Source organism: Kluyvera sp. NPDC087067 (assembly GCF_044745165.1).
Lineage (GTDB): Bacteria > Pseudomonadota > Gammaproteobacteria > Enterobacterales > Enterobacteriaceae > Kluyvera.
The window spans coordinates 72,217-88,539 of sequence record NZ_JBIUZS010000012.1; the positions used below are offsets into that span (position 1 = coordinate 72,217).

Below are 16,323 nucleotides of genomic sequence, written 5' to 3' on the forward strand. Positions count from 1 at the left end.
AACATTTTCTTGATAAGCAGGCATAGAGATGGTTGAGGATTCACAAGAAACGACGCACTTTGGTTTTCAAACAATTGCCAAAGATCAGAAGGTAGACATGGTGGCGCATGTATTCCATTCTGTCGCCGCAAAATACGATGTGATGAATGACCTGATGTCATTCGGTATCCATCGTCTCTGGAAGCGTTTTACCATTGATTGCAGCGGCGTGCGCCGTGGACAGACTGTTCTCGATCTGGCGGGCGGTACCGGTGACCTGACGGCCAAATTCTCGCGTATCGTGGGTGAAACTGGGCGCGTTGTGCTGGCTGATATTAACGACTCAATGTTGAAAATGGGTCGTGAAAAGCTGCGCAATATTGGCGTAGTGGGTAACGTTGAATACGTTCAGGCTAACGCAGAAGCACTGCCGTTCCCGGACAACACCTTTGACTGCATCACCATTTCCTTTGGCCTGCGTAACGTCACCGATAAAGACAAAGCGCTGCGTTCTATGTACCGCGTGTTAAAGCCCGGCGGTCGCCTGCTGGTGCTGGAGTTCTCCAAGCCGATTATCGAGCCGCTAAGTAAAGCCTACGATGCCTACTCGTTCCATATTCTGCCGCGCATTGGCGAAATGGTGGCGAATGATGCGGACAGCTACCGCTACCTGGCAGAGTCCATCCGTATGCACCCGAATCAGGATACGCTCAAAGAGATGATGCAGAACGCGGGTCTGGAAAACGTAGATTACTACAACCTGACGGCGGGGATCGTCGCGCTGCACCGTGGCTATAAATTCTGATTGAGAGGCTGCTATGCCGTTGAAACCCTTAGTAACCGGCAGCATTGAGACCGCCATCAACGCGCTGCTGTGGCGTGAGAAGGCATTGAAGCCTGCGCGTCAGCGTCTCATTGGTAAAGTACTGCGCATTGAGCTTAAAGAGTTCACCTCGCCGCTGGTGTTGGTTTTCAGCGAACGTCAGGTTGACGTGCTGGGGGCATGGGAAGGCGAGGCCGATTGTACCGTGACCACCCGCGTTAGCGTATTGCCGCAGTTGCGTAACCGACAGCAGCTCACCGCGCTTATCCGTAATAACGACCTCGAAGTGCAGGGCGATCTTCAGGTGGTGCAGAATCTTGTATCGCTGGCTGACCTCGCTGAGTTCGACCCCGCGGAGCTGCTCGCGCCATATACCGGAGATATTGCGGCCGAAGGCGTCAGTAAAGCGCTGCGTGGGGGGATGAAGTTTTTGCAGCATGGCCTGGCGCGCCAGCAGCGATATGTGGCTGAAACGCTCACTGAAGAGTGGCGTCTTGCGCCGGGTGCATTAGAAGTGGCCTGGTTTGCTGAAGAAGCGATGGCCGTAGAGCGAGAGCTTGCAGCCCTCACCAAACGGCTGGAAAAACTGGAGGAGAAATGACGCCAGGAGAATTACGGCGCCTGTATTTTATCATCCGCACCTTCTTGAGCTACGGGCTTGATGAGCTGATCCCTAAAATGCGAATCACGCTGCCGCTGCGTATCGGGCGTCGGCTGCTATTCTGGATGCCAAATCGCCATAAGGATAAACCGCTGGGTGACCGCCTGCGATTAGCGCTTCAGGAACTTGGCCCGGTGTGGATCAAGTTCGGCCAGATGCTCTCTACTCGTCGCGACCTTTTCCCGCCGCAAATTGCCGACCAGCTGGTCATGCTGCAAGATCGCGTGGCGCCGTTTGATGGCAAGTTGGCAAAACAGCAAATTGAAAAATCGATGGGCGATATCCCGGTCGAAAGCTGGTTTGACGATTTTGATATTAACCCACTGGCTTCCGCTTCAATTGCCCAGGTGCATACGGCACGCTTAAAAGAGAATGGTCGGGAAGTGGTGATTAAGGTCATTCGCCCGGATATTCTGCCGATCATCAAAGCAGATATGAAGCTTATCTATCGTCTGGCGCGCTGGGTTCCACGCCTGCTGCCGGATGGTCGCCGTCTGCGTCCGCTGGAAGTGGTTCGCGACTATGAAAAAACGTTGCTCGATGAGTTAAACCTGCTGCGTGAGGCCGCTAACGCCATTCAGCTGCGTCGTAATTTTGAAAACAGCCCGATGCTCTATGTGCCAGAGGTTTACTCCGACTATTGCCGCGTTGATATGCTGGTAATGGAGCGCATCTACGGCATTCCGGTGTCGGATATCGACACGCTGGAAAAGCAAAATACCAACATGCAATTGCTGGCTGAACGCGGTGTACAGGTGTTCTTCACTCAGGTATTCCGCGACAGTTTCTTCCATGCCGACATGCACCCGGGGAATATTTTCGTCAGCTATGAGCACCCGGAAGATCCGCAGTACATCGGTATCGACTGCGGCATTGTGGGCTCGCTGAATAAAGAGGATAAGCGCTATCTGGCGGAGAACTTTATCGCTTTCTTCAATCGCGATTACCGCAAGGTTGCTGAACTGCACGTTGATTCTGGCTGGGTACCGGCGGACACCAACGTTGAAGAGTTTGAGTTTGCTATCCGCACCGTTTGCGAACCTATTTTCGAAAAACCGCTGGCAGAAATCTCCTTTGGTCACGTGTTGCTGAACCTGTTTAACACCGCGCGGCGCTTCAATATGGAAGTCCAGCCACAACTGGTGTTACTGCAAAAGACATTACTTTACGTAGAAGGGGTAGGACGTCAGCTCTATCCTCAGTTAGATTTATGGAAGACGGCGAAACCTTTCCTTGAGTCATGGATTAAGGATCAGGTGGGGATTCCTGCGTTGGTGCGGGCGCTGAAAGACAAAGCACCGTTCTGGATTGAAAAAATGCCGGAAATTCCTGAGTTGGTGTACGACAGCCTGCGGCAAAGTAAGCAGATGCAGGCGAGCCTGGCGAAGATTTCCCAGGACATGGCGACGCATCATACCCGGCAAGGTCAGTCCCGTTATCTCTTTGGTATAGGTGCGGTTTTACTCCTGAGCGGTACACTATTACTGGTTTACCGCCCGGAATGGGGGCTGAAACCCGCATGGATTATGGCCGGCGGTCTGGTGGTATGGTTTGCAGGCTGGCGGAAGACGCGCTGAATTTAGCGTCGCTATCAGGGCGTTGCATAACGTATAATGCACGCTGATTATTTCATCATCTATCAGAGGAACTTGTATGGGTGGTATTAGTATTTGGCAGTTGCTGATTATCGTCGTTATCGTGGTTCTGCTTTTTGGGACTAAAAAGCTGAGCTCACTTGGGTCGGATCTAGGCGCGTCCATCAAAGGTTTCAAAAAAGCCATGGGTGATGAAGACGACAAGAAAGACAAACCGAGCCAGGATGCAGACTTCACTGCGCAATCAATTACTGATAAGCAGGAAAGTACGAAAAAAGACGAAGCGAAACGCCACGACAACGAGCAGGTGTAATTCGTGTTTGATATTGGTTTCAGTGAACTGCTGCTGGTGTTTATTATTGGCCTCGTGGTATTGGGGCCAAAACGCCTGCCGGTAGCAGTGAAGACGGTTGTTGGCTGGATCAGAGCCCTGCGCTCGCTGGCCGCAACGGTACAAAATGAGCTGACGCAGGAGCTTAAACTCCAGGAGTTTCAGGACAGCCTGAAAAAAGTGGAGAAAGCGAGTCTGGATAGTCTGACGCCTGAGCTTAAGGCTTCGATGGACGAACTGCGTGAAGCGGCGGAATCCATGAAGCGCTCTTACTCAGCGCACGATCCTGAAAAGGCGAGTGACGAGGCCAATACTATCCATAACCCTGTGGTGAAGGATAAGGACGCCGCGCAGCCGGTCTCGGCTACGCCGCAGGCGGCCCCCTCTGAGGAGCCGGTTTTACCGCGCGATGAAACCCCAGAGCCTGAGGCTTCGGTGGTCAAACCGGTAGAAAAAGAGAAAGTCGCTACCGCTGCCGTTCCTGATTCATCCCCCGCATCGAGTGATAAACCGTAAACATGAGCGTAGAAGATACTCAACCGTTGATCGCTCATTTGATTGAGCTGCGCAAACGCCTGCTCAATTGCATTATTGCGGTCATCGTTATTTTTCTGGCGTTGGTGTACTTCGCCAATGATATCTACCAACTGGTGTCAGCGCCGCTGATTAAACAGATGCCTCAGGGGGCGACAATGATCGCCACCGATGTGGCGTCACCGTTTTTCACGCCAATTAAGCTGACCTTTATGGTCTCGCTTATCCTCTCGGCGCCGGTCATTCTGTACCAGGTCTGGGCCTTTGTGGCGCCTGCGCTGTACAAGCATGAACGTCGTTTGGTCGTGCCGCTGTTGGTCTCCAGTACTTTGCTGTTTTATATCGGTATGGCGTTCGCCTATTTCGTGGTGTTCCCACTGGCCTTCGGCTTCCTGACGCACACTGCGCCGGTTGGCGTACTGGTCTCAACCGATATTAAAAGCTACCTCGACTTCGTCATGTCGCTGTTTATTGCGTTTGGCGTGTCGTTTGAAGTGCCTGTGGCGATTGTCTTGTTGTGCTGGGTGGGTGTGACCACACCGGATGACCTGCGCAAGAAGCGTCCATACGTGCTGGTAGGCGCATTCGTGGTCGGCATGTTGCTGACGCCACCGGATGTGTTCTCGCAAACGTTGCTGGCCATCCCGATGTACTGTCTGTTTGAAGTGGGGCTGTTTTTCTCCCGCTTCTACGCCGGGAAGCGAGCAACGCGTGATGAAGACGCGCAAGCAGAAGAAACCGAAGAATAACCAACCGCCCGTCAGGGCGGTTGTCATATGGGAGCGATGATGTTTGATATCGGTGTTAATTTAACGAGTTCACAATTCTCCCGCGATCGCGATGAGGTGGTTGCTCGCGCCCGCGCTGCGGGGGTACACGGCATGCTGCTGACCGGCACCAATCGTCATGAAAGTGAAGAAGCTCAGCGGCTGGCGGAACGATTTGAACATTGCTGGTCTACCGCAGGCGTCCACCCGCATGATAGCAGCAGCTGGTCACCGGAAGTGGCAGAAGTTATCTATACGCTGGTGAATAAACCGGAAGTGGTGGCGGTGGGCGAGTGTGGCCTGGACTTTAACCGTAACTTCTCAACGCCCGCTGAGCAGGAAGCGGCTTTTAGCGCCCAGCTGGCGATGGCGGCTGAATTGGGGATGCCCGTATTCCTGCACTGCCGTGACGCGCACGATCGCTTCTTTGCGCTGCTGGAACCGTGGCTTGACCATCTGCCTGGCGCAGTATTGCACTGCTTCACCGGCTCGCGGGATGAATTACAGGCTTGTCTCGATCACGGGTTATTTATCGGTATTACCGGCTGGGTGTGCGATGAGCGTCGGGGACTAGAGTTGCGTGAGCTGTTGCCGATGATACCCGCTAATCGTCTGCTGCTGGAGACGGATGCGCCGTATTTGCTGCCGCGCGATATGACGCCGAAGCCGACATCACGTCGCAATGAACCGGCGTTTGTACCGCATATTCTGGCACGCGTAGCCCAATGGCGCGGCGAAGAGGCGCAATGGCTGGAAACCGTCACAGACAACAATGCCAGACAGTTGTTTAATATCGACTTTTAGATCACGATTTACGGAAGTCGGTGTTCTTCACGCTCTGCTTAATTTGCTTGTTAAGCAGATTGAGCAGCAGCATAGAGCGCGCTTCGCCATCCGGCTCGGCAAAGATTGCCTGTAGCCCTTCGAACGCGCCTTCGGTAATGACAACGCTGTCGCCGGGGTAAGGGGTTTGCGGATCGGTAACGTCATCGGGCTGATAAAGCGAAAGCTGATGAATGACCGTTGACGGCACCGTGGCTGGATGTAGCCCAAAACGAACAAAGTGGCTCACGCCGCGGGTCGCGCTGATGGTAGTGGTGTGGATGACCTCAGGGTCAAATTCCACAAACAGATAGTTCGGGAACAGCGGCTCACTGACTGACGTACGCTTGCCGCGCACGATTTTATCCAGGGTGATCATCGGTGTCAGGCAGTTTACTGCCTGTCGTTCCAGATGTTCCTGGGCACGCTGAAGTTGCCCGCGTTTGCAGTACAGTAAATACCAGGCTTGCATAATGACTCTTTTTTGCTATTTAACGCGGAAGCATAACAAAAGTGCGACTAAATCGCGACGTTGATTATTGCTGCTTTTATTTACCCTAATTTAACAAAAATACAGCATCACGGACCCATTCGCCGTATAATGAGGCGCTTACCAGGAGGCCAATAATTACCCCATGAAATACCATGACTTGCGCGACTTTCTGACACAACTTGAGCAGCAGGGCGAACTAAAGCGTATTAGCCTCCCGGTTGACCCCCATCTGGAAATTACCGAAATTGCCGACCGCACCCTTCGTGCCGGTGGGCCCGCATTACTGTTCGAGAATCCTAAAGGTTATTCCATGCCGGTGCTGTGTAACCTGTTTGGCACGCCTAAGCGTGTGGCAATGGGCATGGGGCAGGAAGATGTCAGCGCGCTGCGTGAAGTGGGTAAGCTATTAGCCTTCCTGAAAGAGCCTGAACCACCAAAAGGTTTCCGCGATCTCTACGACAAGCTGCCGCAGTTTAAGCAAGTGCTCAATATGCCAACCAAACGGCTGCGCGGCGCGCCTTGTCAGCAGAAAGTTATCTCGGGAGAGGATGTCGATTTATCCCGCATTCCGGTGATGACCTGTTGGCCTGAAGATGCGGCACCGCTGATTACCTGGGGGCTGACGGTGACGCGTGGGCCGCATAAAGAGCGGCAGAATCTGGGTATCTATCGCCAACAGGTGATTGGCAAAAATAAACTGATTATGCGCTGGCTGTCGCATCGCGGCGGCGCGCTTGATTTTCAGGAGTGGTGTGCGGCGCATCCCGGTGAGCGTTTCCCGGTTTCCGTCGCGTTAGGCGCAGACCCTGCTACCATTCTTGGTGCAGTGACGCCGGTGCCGGACACCCTCTCCGAGTATGCCTTTGCGGGCCTGCTGCGTGGCACTAAAACCGAAGTAGTGAAGTGCCTTTCCAACGATCTGGAAGTTCCGGCCAGCGCCGAGATAATCCTCGAAGGTTACATCGAGCAAGGTGAGTTCGCGCCTGAAGGCCCTTACGGCGACCATACCGGTTACTACAATGAAGTGGATAGTTTTCCGGTCTTTACCGTGACGCACATAACCCAGCGCGAAGACGCGATTTATCATTCCACCTATACCGGTCGTCCGCCCGATGAACCCGCCGTGCTGGGCGTGGCGCTGAATGAAGTTTTCGTGCCTATTTTGCAAAAGCAGTTCCCGGAGATTGTCGATTTCTACCTGCCGCCGGAAGGGTGTTCATATCGCCTTGCCGTGGTCACGATGAAAAAACAGTATGCCGGACATGCAAAACGCGTGATGATGGGCGTATGGTCGTTTTTACGCCAGTTTATGTACACAAAATTCGTGATTGTCTGCGATGATGACGTGAACGCACGCGACTGGAATGATGTGATATGGGCGATTACCACCCGTATGGATCCTGCGAGGGATACCGTGCTGGTAGAAAACACGCCGATTGATTATCTTGATTTCGCCTCGCCGGTTTCCGGTCTGGGGTCGAAAATGGGGCTGGATGCCACCAATAAATGGCCTGGGGAAACCCAGCGTGAGTGGGGCCGTCCAATCAAGAAAGATCCCGCCGTTACGGCGCGAATTGATGACATCTGGGACGAGCTGGCCATTTTTTCTGACAATAAATGATAAATATTCCCTGACTTGTGGATGGGGAAAGACCCGACAGAGGGAGCGCATGACAACCTTAAGCTGTAAAGTGACTTCAGTGGATGCCATTACCGATACGGTATATCGCGTTCGTTTAGTGCCAGACGCCGCCTTCTCATTCCGCGCCGGGCAGTATCTGATGGTGGTAATGGATGAGCGTGACAAACGCCCGTTCTCCATGGCCTCTACGCCGGACGAAAAAGCGTTCATTGAGCTGCATATCGGTGCTTCAGAGCTAAACCTGTACGCGATGGCGGTTATGGACCGCATTCTGAAAGATCGTCAGGTGGTGGTCGATATCCCACACGGCGAGGCCTGGCTGCGCGAAGAAGACGAGCGTCCGCTGGTGCTCATTGCTGGCGGTACCGGCTTCTCTTATGTGCGTTCTATTCTTCTGACCGCGCTGGCGCGTAACCCGAATCGTGATGTGACGATTTACTGGGGTGGCCGCGAAGAGAAGCATCTCTACGATCTCTCTGAGCTGGAAGCGCTGTCGGTGACTCACCCTAATCTGCGCGTTGAACCGGTGGTTGAGCAGCCGGAAGAGGGCTGGCGCGGACGTTCTGGTACCGTTTTGACGGCGGTATTGCAGGATTACGGTACGCTGGCGGAGCACGACATCTACATCGCCGGTCGCTTTGAAATGGCGAAGATTGCTCGTGACCTGTTCTGCAATGAACGTCAGGCGCGTGAAGACCGCTTGTTCGGCGATGCGTTTGCCTTTATCTGATAGGCAATAAAAAACCCGCCCCTGACAGGCGGGAAGAACGGCAACTAAACTTTTTTGTGCTGTAGGCTGGATAAGACGCGCAGCGTTGCCATCCGGCATGTTTGCCGGGGGCGCTCCGCTTGCCCGGCCTACAGTAATGATAATGTTTGCGTTATCGAGCGCGTTTTTACACGCGCTCGATAACTGTCGCAATGCCCTGACCTAATCCGATACACATCGTTGCCAGACCAAACTGGGCATCTTTGCGTTCCATCAGGTTCAGCAGGGTGGTGGTGATTCGCGTACCGGAGCACCCGAGCGGGTGGCCCAGCGCGATAGCGCCGCCGTTGAGGTTGATCTTCTCGTCGATCTGCTCCATTAACCCCAGATCTTTAATACATGGCAGGATCTGTGCGGCAAACGCTTCGTTCATTTCAAACAAATCGATATCGCTTGTGGCTAAACCGGCTTTCTTCAAGGCTAGCTTTGAGGCAGGAACCGGGCCGTAACCCATAATAGAAGGATCGCAGCCGACCACGGCCATGGAACGAATTCGCGCGCGAGGGGTTAATCCCAGCGCCCGTGCGCGACTCTCGCTCATCACCAGCATGGCGGAAGCCCCGTCGGAGAGTGCGGAGGAGGTTCCCGCAGTGACTGTCCCGGTGACCGGATCGAATGCCGGGCGCAGGGTTGAAAGTGCTTCAACGGTGGTTTCCGGGCGAATGACTTCGTCATAATTAAACTGCTTCAGTACACCGTCCGCATCGTGACCACCGGTGGGAATGATCTCATTCTTAAAGGCGCCGGACTGGGTTGCGGCCCAGGCGCGAGCGTGGGAACGGGCGGCGAAAGCGTCCTGCATTTCACGGTTGATACCGTGCATACGCGAAAGCATTTCAGCCGTTAGCCCCATCATCCCGGCAGCTTTGGCTACGGTGCGGCTCATCCCTGGATGGAAATCCACGCCGTGGCTCATCGGCACGTGGCCCATATGCTCAACGCCGCCAACCAGACACACCTGCGCATCGCCGGTCATGATCATGCGAGCGGCATCGTGTAATGCCTGCATAGAGGAACCGCACAAGCGGTTGACGGTCACCGCCGGAACGGAATGCGGAATTTCCGCCAGCAATGAAGCGTTACGGGCAATATTGAAGCCTTGTTCCAGCGTCTGCTGTACGCAGCCCCAATAGATGTCGTCGATAGCCGCCGCTTCAAGCGCTGGGTTACGCGCCAGCAGGCTGCGCATCAGATGGGCAGAAAGATCTTCTGCGCGCACGTTGCGGAACGCGCCTCCTTTTGAGCGGCCCATCGGGGTACGAATTGCATCAACAATAACAACCTGTTCCATCGTGACTCCTTAAGCCGTTTTCAGCTCACCAGCCGGGCGGGCTGGCTCAACTGGAGGATAATACGCTTCGTTATGGCGCGCTTTATCACGCAGACCCGCCGGCACTTCATACAGCGGGCCGAGATGCTGGTATTGCTGCGCCATATCGAGATACTTCGCGCTACCCTGGGTATCCAGCCAGCGGAATGCGCCGCCGTGGAACGGAGGGAACCCAAGGCCGTAGACCAGCGCCATATCGGCTTCTGCCGGGCTTGCGATAATGCCTTCTTCCAGACAGCGCACCACTTCGTTGACCATCGGAATCATCATGCGGGCGATAATCTCTTCATCAGAGAAGTCGCGTTTTGGCAGGCTGACGTCGGCCAGCAGGCTATCCACCGCAGGATCTTCTTCTTTCTTTGGCTTGCCCTTGCTGTCTTCTTTATAACGCCAGAAGCCCAGACCATTTTTCTGACCGTAGCGGCTGGCATCGAACAGCGCGTCGATAGCGTCGCGGTAATCTTTTTGCATACGCTGCGGGAAACCGGCGGCCATCACGGCCTGCGCGTGGTGGGCGGTATCAATACCGACGACGTCGAGCAGGTAGGCTGGGCCCATTGGCCAACCGAACTGTTTCTCCATCACTTTATCGACCTTGCGGAAGTCCGCACCGTCGCGCAGTAACTGGCTAAAACCGGCGAAATATGGGAACAGCACGCGGTTAACGAAGAAGCCTGGGCAGTCGTTAACCACAATCGGCGTTTTGCCCATTTTGCTCGCCCATGCGACCACTTTGGCGATGGTGCTATCTGAGGTTTTCTTGCCGCGGATAATCTCAACCAGTGGCATCCGGTGCACCGGATTAAAGAAGTGCATACCGCAGAAGTTTTCCGGGCGCTCAAGCACATCCGCCAGCTCACCAATCGGAATGGTCGACGTGTTTGAAGCCAGTACGGTATCCGGGCGGACTTTCTGCTCGGTTTCGGCCAGCACCGCTTTTTTCACTTTCGGGTTTTCTACCACCGCCTCGACGACAACATCTACACGATCAAAGCCTGCGTATTCCAGCGTCGGTTGAATCGTCGAGATAACGCTCGCGAGCTTAAGACCATTAATTTTACCGCGCTCTAGCTGCTTGTTGAGCAGTTTGCTAGCCTCATTCATGCCAAGCGTCAGTGATTTTTCGTTGATATCCTTCATGATTACCGGCACGCCCTTCCAGGCCGACTGGTAAGCAATCCCGCCGCCCATAATGCCTGCACCCAGTACGGCAGCATGTTTTGGGGGTTCGGTGTTTTTCGTCAGTTTCTTCGCCTGACCTTTCACAAATTGGTCGTTGAGGAAAATACCGACCAGCGCACGGGCTTCATTAGAATGGGCCAGTGGGACAAAACTTTTGTTTTCCAGACTCAGCGCTTCTTCACGACCAAAACGCGCCGCCGCTTCAATGGTTTTCACCGCCGTAATTGGCGCCGGGTAGTGTTTACCCGCCGTCTGCATCACCATGCCTTTGGCGATGGTGAAGCTCATGGTGGCTTCAATCTTGCTGAGCTTGAGAGGTTCAAGCTTAGGCTGACGTTTGGCTTTCCAGTCGAGATCGCCGTTGATCGCCTGGCGCAGTACCGCCAGCGCGCCGTCGAACAGTTTCTCCGGTTTCACCACGCCATCAACCAATCCGAGTTTCAGCGCTTGCTCAGCGCTGACATCTTTACCAGCCGCGATAATTTCCAGTGCGCTGTCGGCACCCAACAGGCGCGGCAAACGTACGGAACCGCCAAAGCCCGGCATAATGCCCAGCTTCGTTTCCGGTAAGCCGATACGCAGATCCGGCGTCGCCAGACGGTAGTCGGTCGCCAGCACGCATTCACAGCCGCCTCCCAGCGCATAACCGTTAATGGCGGAAAGGGTCGGAACTGGCAAATCTTCCAGACGATTAAAGACGCTATTGGCAAAATGCAGCCACTGGCTGAACTGTTCTTCAGGCACCAGGAACAGCGAAAGGAATTCGGTAATATCCGCGCCGACAATAAAAGCCGCCTTTTCAGAGCGCAGCAGCAGCCCCTTGAGCTCTTTTTGTTTTTCGAGGACGTCGAGCGCCTGGCCGAGGCTGGCTACGGTCGCGGTATCTAGCTTGTTAACGGAGCCGGGGGCATCGAACACCAGTTCGGCAATGCCATCTTCCAGCCAGTTGAGGTACAGGGTGTCGCCTTTGTAGAGCATGTCAGTCTCCTGAATCCAGCAAAGTGATCTGGTCGTACCAGATAAACTCGAGTGTGTATTTTGTGTTAAATAAATGCAAATGACTCTTTAAATATTTGCTGGCGCGATCACGCCCGGTGGAAATCACGCAGGGTGGAAGAGGTGTGCTAATATGCGGAAACTTGAGGGTAAATATTCAGAAGGATAAATAATGGAATCTCTGGCCGCACTCTATAAAAATCATATTGTTACCTTACAAGAGCGGGCGCGTAATGCACTCGAGCGTTTCAAGCTTGATGCGTTGCTTATCCACTCCGGCGAGCTGATGAATGTTTTTCTCGATGACCACGCCTATCCGTTTAAGGTCAACCCGCAGTTTAAAGCGTGGGTGCCGGTCACTCAGGTACCGAACTGCTGGCTGCTGGTGGACGGGGTGAACAAACCAAAGCTGTGGTTCTATCTGCCGGTGGATTACTGGCATAACGTTGAACCACTGCCAACCTCGTTCTGGACAGAAGAGGTTGACGTGATTGCGCTGCCGAAAGCTGACGGTATTGGCAGCCAGCTGCCTGCCGCCCGCGGCAACATCGGCTATATTGGTCCGGTTCCAGAGCGTGCGCTGGGCTTAGGGATCGCGGCGAACAACATCAACCCGAAACCGGTGATTGATTATCTGCACTACTACCGCGCTTATAAAACCGATTATGAATTAGCGTGTATGCGAGAAGCGCAGAAAATGGCGGTTAACGGGCATCGCGCGGCAGAAGAAGCGTTCCGTTCCGGCATGAGCGAGTTTGACATCAACCTCGCGTACCTGACGGCCACAGGTCATCGTGATACCGATGTGCCTTACGGCAACATCGTGGCCCTCAATGAGCATGCCTCCGTGCTGCACTACACCAAACTGGATCACCGTGCGCCATCAGAATCTCGCAGTTTCCTGCTTGATGCAGGGGCGGAATACAACGGTTATGCCGCCGACCTGACGCGTACCTGGGCCGCGCACAGCGATAACGACTATGCGCAGCTGATCAAAGATGTGAATACTGAGCAACTGGCGCTGATTGCGACCATGAAGTCCGGCACCAGCTATGTGGATTACCACATTCAGTTCCATCAGCGTATTGCCAAATTGCTGCGTAAGCATCAGATCCTGACCGACATGAGCGAAGAAGCCATGGTGGAAAACGACCTGACCGGGCCATTTATGCCACACGGTATCGGTCACCCGCTGGGTCTGCAGGTTCATGATGTTGCTGGTTTTATGCAGGATGACTCGGGTACGCATCTGGCGGCGCCATCGAAATATCCGTATCTGCGCTGCACCCGCGTGCTGGAGCCGCGTATGGTCTTGACCATCGAACCGGGTATCTACTTTATTGAGTCCCTGCTAGCACCATGGCGCGAAGGTCAGTTCAGCAAACACTTCAACTGGCAGAAAATTGAAGCGCTCAAACCTTTCGGCGGCATTCGTATTGAAGATAACGTGGTCATTCACGAAAACAATGTTGAAAACATGACGCGTGACCTGAAACTGGCGTAATGGATAGCTGGCGAATACCGGCTGAGCCGGTCACTTTTGTTGAAGAGATCAAGAAGAGCCGTTTTATCACCCTGTTAGCGCATACTGACGGGGTGGAGGCGGCAAAAGCCTTCGTCGAGTCGGTGAGGGCCGAACACCCGGATGCACGCCACCATTGTGTGGCGTGGGTTGCGGGTAGGCCCGATGACTCGCAGCAGCTTGGTTTCTCTGATGATGGTGAACCGGCAGGTACCGCCGGGAAACCGATGCTCGCTCAGTTGATGGGCAGCGGTGTGGGGGAAATCACCGCCGTGGTGGTGCGCTACTACGGCGGTATCTTATTGGGAACGGGTGGGCTGGTAAAAGCCTATGGCGGCGGCGTACAGCAAGCATTGAATCTGCTCATTACGCAGCTCAAAACGCCATTAACCGAATATACTCTGTTATGTGAATACGGACAGCTTGCGGGTATCGAGGCATTGGTCGGGCAGTATTCGGGGCAAATTGTTTCCAGCGACTATCAGGCGTCGGTGCAGCTTCGAGTGGCGCTTCCTCAGGCAAAAGTGCCTGAATTTTCGGCAAGACTGGCAGATTTTAGTCGTGGTTCATTGCATTTGTTAGCGATTGACGAATAATCCCCTCCTGAATTTTTTTGATTATCAAAGGACGCGCCGGAAATGCATTTTCGTGCCATTACTCGAATTGTTGGACTTCTGGTCATCTTATTCTCGGGGACAATGATCCTCCCGGGGCTGGTGGCTTTGATTTACCGCGATGGCGCCGGGCGCGCATTTACTCAAACCTTTTTTGTTGCGTTGGCGATTGGCTCGCTGCTGTGGTGGCCAAACCGTCGGGAGAAGGGTGAGCTGAAATCCCGCGAAGGATTTCTGATTGTCGTGTTGTTCTGGACAGTGCTGGGGAGCGTGGGTGCGCTGCCCTTTATCTTCTCCGAGCAGCCTAACCTGACGGTGACCGATGCGTTCTTTGAATCGTTTTCGGGGTTAACCACCACCGGGGCGACAACGCTGGTGGGGCTTGACTCCTTACCCCACGCGATTCTCTTTTATCGACAAATGCTGCAGTGGTTCGGCGGCATGGGGATCATCGTGCTGGCCGTGGCGATTCTGCCAATCCTCGGCGTTGGGGGGATGCAGCTTTACCGAGCAGAAATGCCCGGGCCACTAAAAGATAACAAGATGCGCCCGCGTATCGCTGAAACGGCAAAAACGCTATGGCTGATTTATGTGTTGCTGACCGTGGCGTGTGCATTGGCCTTATGGTTTGCCGGAATGCCCGCGTTTGACGCTATCGGCCACAGTTTTGCCACGATCGCTATCGGCGGTTTCTCAACGCACGATGCCAGCGTCGGCTTCTTTAATAGTCCAACCATCAACACTATCATTGCTATCTTCTTGCTCATCTCCGGCTGTAACTACGGTTTGCACTTCTCATTGCTCAGCGGTCGTAGCCTGAGAGTCTACTGGCGTGACCCGGAATTCCGTATGTTTATCGGCGTACAGCTGACGCTTGTGATCGTCTGTACCTTAGTGCTGTGGTTCCACGATATTTACGCTTCGGCGGTGACAACGCTAAACCAGGCTTTCTTCCAGGTGGTGTCGATGGCGACAACCGCAGGTTTCACCACTGACAGCATTGCGCGATGGCCATTATTCCTGCCTGTACTATTGTTGTGCTCAGCGTTTATTGGCGGGTGCGCAGGTTCAACGGGTGGTGGTCTGAAGGTGATTCGTATTCTGCTGCTGTTTAAGCAGGGGAACCGCGAGCTCAAACGCCTCGTGCATCCAAATGCGGTCTATAGCATTAAATTGGGCAACCGTGCGTTGCCTGAACGTATTCTCGAAGCGGTGTGGGGATTTTTCTCCGCTTATGCGCTGGTCTTCATTATTAGCATGCTGGCCATCATCGCCACCGGTGTTGATGACTTCTCAGCATTTGCCTCCGTCGTCGCCACGCTAAACAACCTCGGCCCTGGGCTGGGCGTTGTGGCGGATAACTTTGCCAGCATGAATCCGGTAGCGAAGTGGATCCTGATCGCGAATATGCTATTTGGTCGTCTTGAAGTCTTTACGCTGCTGGTGCTGTTTACCCCAACATTCTGGCGCGAATAACAGGAGTCAGCGTTGAAAACATTAATGCTCTTTTCTACCCGTGATGGGCAAACGCGCGAAATCGCCGCCTACCTTTGCTCGCAGTTGCGTGAACTGGGTGTGGATACGGCAATGGTTGATTTGAACCGTACAGACACCATTGAGTGGCAGCTCTATGACAGCGTCATCATTGGTGCTTCTATTCGCTATGGTCACTTCCACCCGGCGCTCGATCGTTTTGTGAAAAAGCATGCTGCGGCATTGCGAGCGGTGCCGAGTGCATTCTTCTCGGTAAACCTGGTGGCCCGTAAGCCGGAGAAACGTTCCCCGCAGACCAACAGCTATACACGCAAGTTCCTGCTGCGTTCTCCGTGGCAGCCGGATACCTGCGCAGTATTTGCTGGGGCGCTGCGCTACCCACGCTACGGCTGGTTCGATCGCTTTATGATTCGTTTGATAATGAAGATGACCGGCGGCGAGACCGATACAAGTAAAGAAGTGGTGTATACCGATTGGGAGCAGGTGGCGGGTTTTGCCAAAGAAATCGCGCAACTTTCACGCAAATAGGGCGGCAATACGGCAAGTTGCCTGGAAAATGAGCGAACGAAAATATTTTTCAGAATTATGCTTGCGGGTTCTCAATTTCTCCCTATAATGCGGCCCCACTGAGACGGAACAACGGCAAACAAGCCGCCGGGTCAGCGGGGTTCTCGAGAGAACGCCGGCAGAGAAAAGCGAAATTAAACGCTTGACTCTGAAAGAGGAAAGCGTAATATACGCCACCTCGCAACAGTGAGCGAAAGCCGTG

General features: G+C 54.0%; 16 protein-coding genes. 13 read left to right on the forward strand and 3 right to left on the reverse strand.

The features are described from left to right. Positions 1 to 28 precede the first annotated feature (28 nt). From ubiE to tatD, 7 genes are all read left to right on the forward strand, one after another. Positions 29 to 784 carry a bifunctional demethylmenaquinone methyltransferase/2-methoxy-6-polyprenyl-1,4-benzoquinol methylase UbiE gene (gene ubiE, locus ACIPDS_RS21190; RefSeq protein ID WP_166517164.1) on the forward strand — a complete coding sequence of 252 codons (756 nt, stop codon included), beginning with the start codon at positions 29 to 31 and terminating at the stop codon, positions 782 to 784. A gap of 13 nt (positions 785 to 797) precedes the next feature. Further along, complete coding sequence (locus ACIPDS_RS21195) at positions 798 to 1,403, forward strand: SCP2 domain-containing protein (RefSeq protein ID WP_166517163.1); 606 nt, start codon at positions 798 to 800, stop codon at positions 1,401 to 1,403. Then, positions 1,400 to 3,040, forward strand: coding sequence for a ubiquinone biosynthesis regulatory protein kinase UbiB (gene ubiB, locus ACIPDS_RS21200; RefSeq protein ID WP_166517162.1), 1,641 nt, complete (start codon positions 1,400 to 1,402; stop codon positions 3,038 to 3,040). The genes ACIPDS_RS21195 and ubiB overlap by 4 nt, the downstream gene beginning before the upstream one ends. Before the next feature lie 76 nt (positions 3,041 to 3,116). Further along, positions 3,117 to 3,371, forward strand: a complete 255-nt coding sequence (gene tatA / locus ACIPDS_RS21205) for a Sec-independent protein translocase subunit TatA (protein ID WP_166517161.1) — start codon at positions 3,117 to 3,119, stop codon at positions 3,369 to 3,371. A gap of 3 nt (positions 3,372 to 3,374) precedes the next feature. Continuing rightward, positions 3,375 to 3,905: a Sec-independent protein translocase protein TatB gene (tatB, locus tag ACIPDS_RS21210; protein ID WP_166517160.1), complete on the forward strand. Its 531-nt coding sequence runs from the start codon at positions 3,375 to 3,377 to the stop codon at positions 3,903 to 3,905. A gap of 2 nt (positions 3,906 to 3,907) precedes the next feature. Continuing rightward, a complete protein-coding gene (gene tatC / locus ACIPDS_RS21215) occupies positions 3,908 to 4,672 on the forward strand; it encodes a Sec-independent protein translocase subunit TatC (protein ID WP_166517159.1) in 765 nt (254 codons plus the stop codon). A 27-nt stretch (positions 4,673 to 4,699) separates the two neighbouring features. Then, positions 4,700 to 5,494, forward strand: a complete 795-nt coding sequence (gene tatD, locus ACIPDS_RS21220; RefSeq protein WP_400740155.1) for a 3'-5' ssDNA/RNA exonuclease TatD — start codon at positions 4,700 to 4,702, stop codon at positions 5,492 to 5,494. A gap of 1 nt (position 5,495) precedes the next feature. Here tatD and rfaH read toward each other — a convergent pair whose 3' ends face one another. After that, positions 5,496 to 5,984 carry a transcription/translation regulatory transformer protein RfaH gene (gene rfaH / locus ACIPDS_RS21225; protein ID WP_166517157.1) on the reverse strand — a complete coding sequence of 163 codons (489 nt, stop codon included), beginning with the start codon at positions 5,982 to 5,984 and terminating at the stop codon, positions 5,496 to 5,498. Positions 5,985 to 6,147: 163 nt separating this feature from the next. Here rfaH and ubiD point away from each other — a divergent pair, with 163 nt between their 5' ends. After that, the gene (gene ubiD / locus ACIPDS_RS21230; RefSeq protein ID WP_166517156.1) at positions 6,148 to 7,626 is read left to right on the forward strand and encodes a 4-hydroxy-3-polyprenylbenzoate decarboxylase; all 1,479 of its coding nucleotides are present in this window, start codon (positions 6,148 to 6,150) and stop codon (positions 7,624 to 7,626) included. 49 nt (positions 7,627 to 7,675) lie between these two features. Then, on the forward strand, positions 7,676 to 8,377 hold the full coding sequence (gene fre, locus ACIPDS_RS21235; protein WP_166517155.1) for an NAD(P)H-flavin reductase: 702 nt from the start codon (positions 7,676 to 7,678) through the stop codon (positions 8,375 to 8,377). A gap of 166 nt (positions 8,378 to 8,543) precedes the next feature. Here the strand turns inward: fre and fadA are convergent, their stop codons facing one another. Together fadA and fadB are read right to left on the reverse strand one after the other, a co-directional pair. Continuing rightward, positions 8,544 to 9,707, reverse strand: coding sequence for an acetyl-CoA C-acyltransferase FadA (gene fadA / locus ACIPDS_RS21240; protein ID WP_166517154.1), 1,164 nt, complete (start codon positions 9,705 to 9,707; stop codon positions 8,544 to 8,546). 9 nt (positions 9,708 to 9,716) lie between these two features. After that, on the reverse strand, positions 9,717 to 11,906 hold the full coding sequence (gene fadB, locus ACIPDS_RS21245; RefSeq protein ID WP_400740161.1) for a fatty acid oxidation complex subunit alpha FadB: 2,190 nt from the start codon (positions 11,904 to 11,906) through the stop codon (positions 9,717 to 9,719). 190 nt (positions 11,907 to 12,096) lie between these two features. On the opposite strand from fadB, the gene pepQ reads away from it, so the two are divergent. Genes pepQ through hemG form a run of 4 tightly spaced genes read left to right on the forward strand, consistent with a single transcriptional unit; the run spans position 12,097 to position 16,082 of the window. Further along, positions 12,097 to 13,428 carry a Xaa-Pro dipeptidase gene (gene pepQ, locus ACIPDS_RS21250; RefSeq protein WP_400740164.1) on the forward strand — a complete coding sequence of 444 codons (1,332 nt, stop codon included), beginning with the start codon at positions 12,097 to 12,099 and terminating at the stop codon, positions 13,426 to 13,428. Beyond that, positions 13,428 to 14,042, forward strand: a complete 615-nt coding sequence (locus ACIPDS_RS21255; protein ID WP_166517151.1) for an IMPACT family protein — start codon at positions 13,428 to 13,430, stop codon at positions 14,040 to 14,042. The genes pepQ and ACIPDS_RS21255 overlap by 1 nt, the downstream gene beginning before the upstream one ends. Before the next feature lie 42 nt (positions 14,043 to 14,084). Then, entirely contained in the window at positions 14,085 to 15,536 is a 1,452-nt protein-coding gene (gene trkH / locus ACIPDS_RS21260) for a Trk system potassium transporter TrkH (protein ID WP_166517150.1), read from the forward strand. A 12-nt stretch (positions 15,537 to 15,548) separates the two neighbouring features. Further along, positions 15,549 to 16,082 carry a menaquinone-dependent protoporphyrinogen IX dehydrogenase gene (hemG, locus tag ACIPDS_RS21265; RefSeq protein ID WP_400740167.1) on the forward strand — a complete coding sequence of 178 codons (534 nt, stop codon included), beginning with the start codon at positions 15,549 to 15,551 and terminating at the stop codon, positions 16,080 to 16,082. Positions 16,083 to 16,323 lie beyond the last annotated feature (241 nt).

Bases quoted from the DNA above. Each gene is read 5' to 3' on its own strand.
- tatA (WP_166517161.1), top strand. From the start codon at position 3,117: ATGGGTGGTATTAGTATTTGGCAGTTGCTGATTATCGTCGTTATCGTG.
- ACIPDS_RS21255 (WP_166517151.1), top strand. From the start codon at position 13,428: ATGGATAGCTGGCGAATACCGGCTGAGCCGGTCACTTTTGTTGAAGAG.
- tatC (WP_166517159.1), top strand. From the start codon at position 3,908: ATGAGCGTAGAAGATACTCAACCGTTGATCGCTCATTTGATTGAGCTG.
- ubiD (WP_166517156.1), top strand. From the start codon at position 6,148: ATGAAATACCATGACTTGCGCGACTTTCTGACACAACTTGAGCAGCAG.
- ACIPDS_RS21195 (WP_166517163.1), top strand. From the start codon at position 798: ATGCCGTTGAAACCCTTAGTAACCGGCAGCATTGAGACCGCCATCAAC.
- fadA (WP_166517154.1), bottom strand. From the start codon at position 9,707: ATGGAACAGGTTGTTATTGTTGATGCAATTCGTACCCCGATGGGCCGC.
- pepQ (WP_400740164.1), top strand. From the start codon at position 12,097: ATGGAATCTCTGGCCGCACTCTATAAAAATCATATTGTTACCTTACAA.
- tatD (WP_400740155.1), top strand. From the start codon at position 4,700: ATGGGAGCGATGATGTTTGATATCGGTGTTAATTTAACGAGTTCACAA.
- rfaH (WP_166517157.1), bottom strand. From the start codon at position 5,984: ATGCAAGCCTGGTATTTACTGTACTGCAAACGCGGGCAACTTCAGCGT.
- trkH (WP_166517150.1), top strand. From the start codon at position 14,085: ATGCATTTTCGTGCCATTACTCGAATTGTTGGACTTCTGGTCATCTTA.
- fadB (WP_400740161.1), bottom strand. From the start codon at position 11,906: ATGCTCTACAAAGGCGACACCCTGTACCTCAACTGGCTGGAAGATGGC.
- ubiB (WP_166517162.1), top strand. From the start codon at position 1,400: ATGACGCCAGGAGAATTACGGCGCCTGTATTTTATCATCCGCACCTTC.
- ubiE (WP_166517164.1), top strand. From the start codon at position 29: ATGGTTGAGGATTCACAAGAAACGACGCACTTTGGTTTTCAAACAATT.
- fre (WP_166517155.1), top strand. From the start codon at position 7,676: ATGACAACCTTAAGCTGTAAAGTGACTTCAGTGGATGCCATTACCGAT.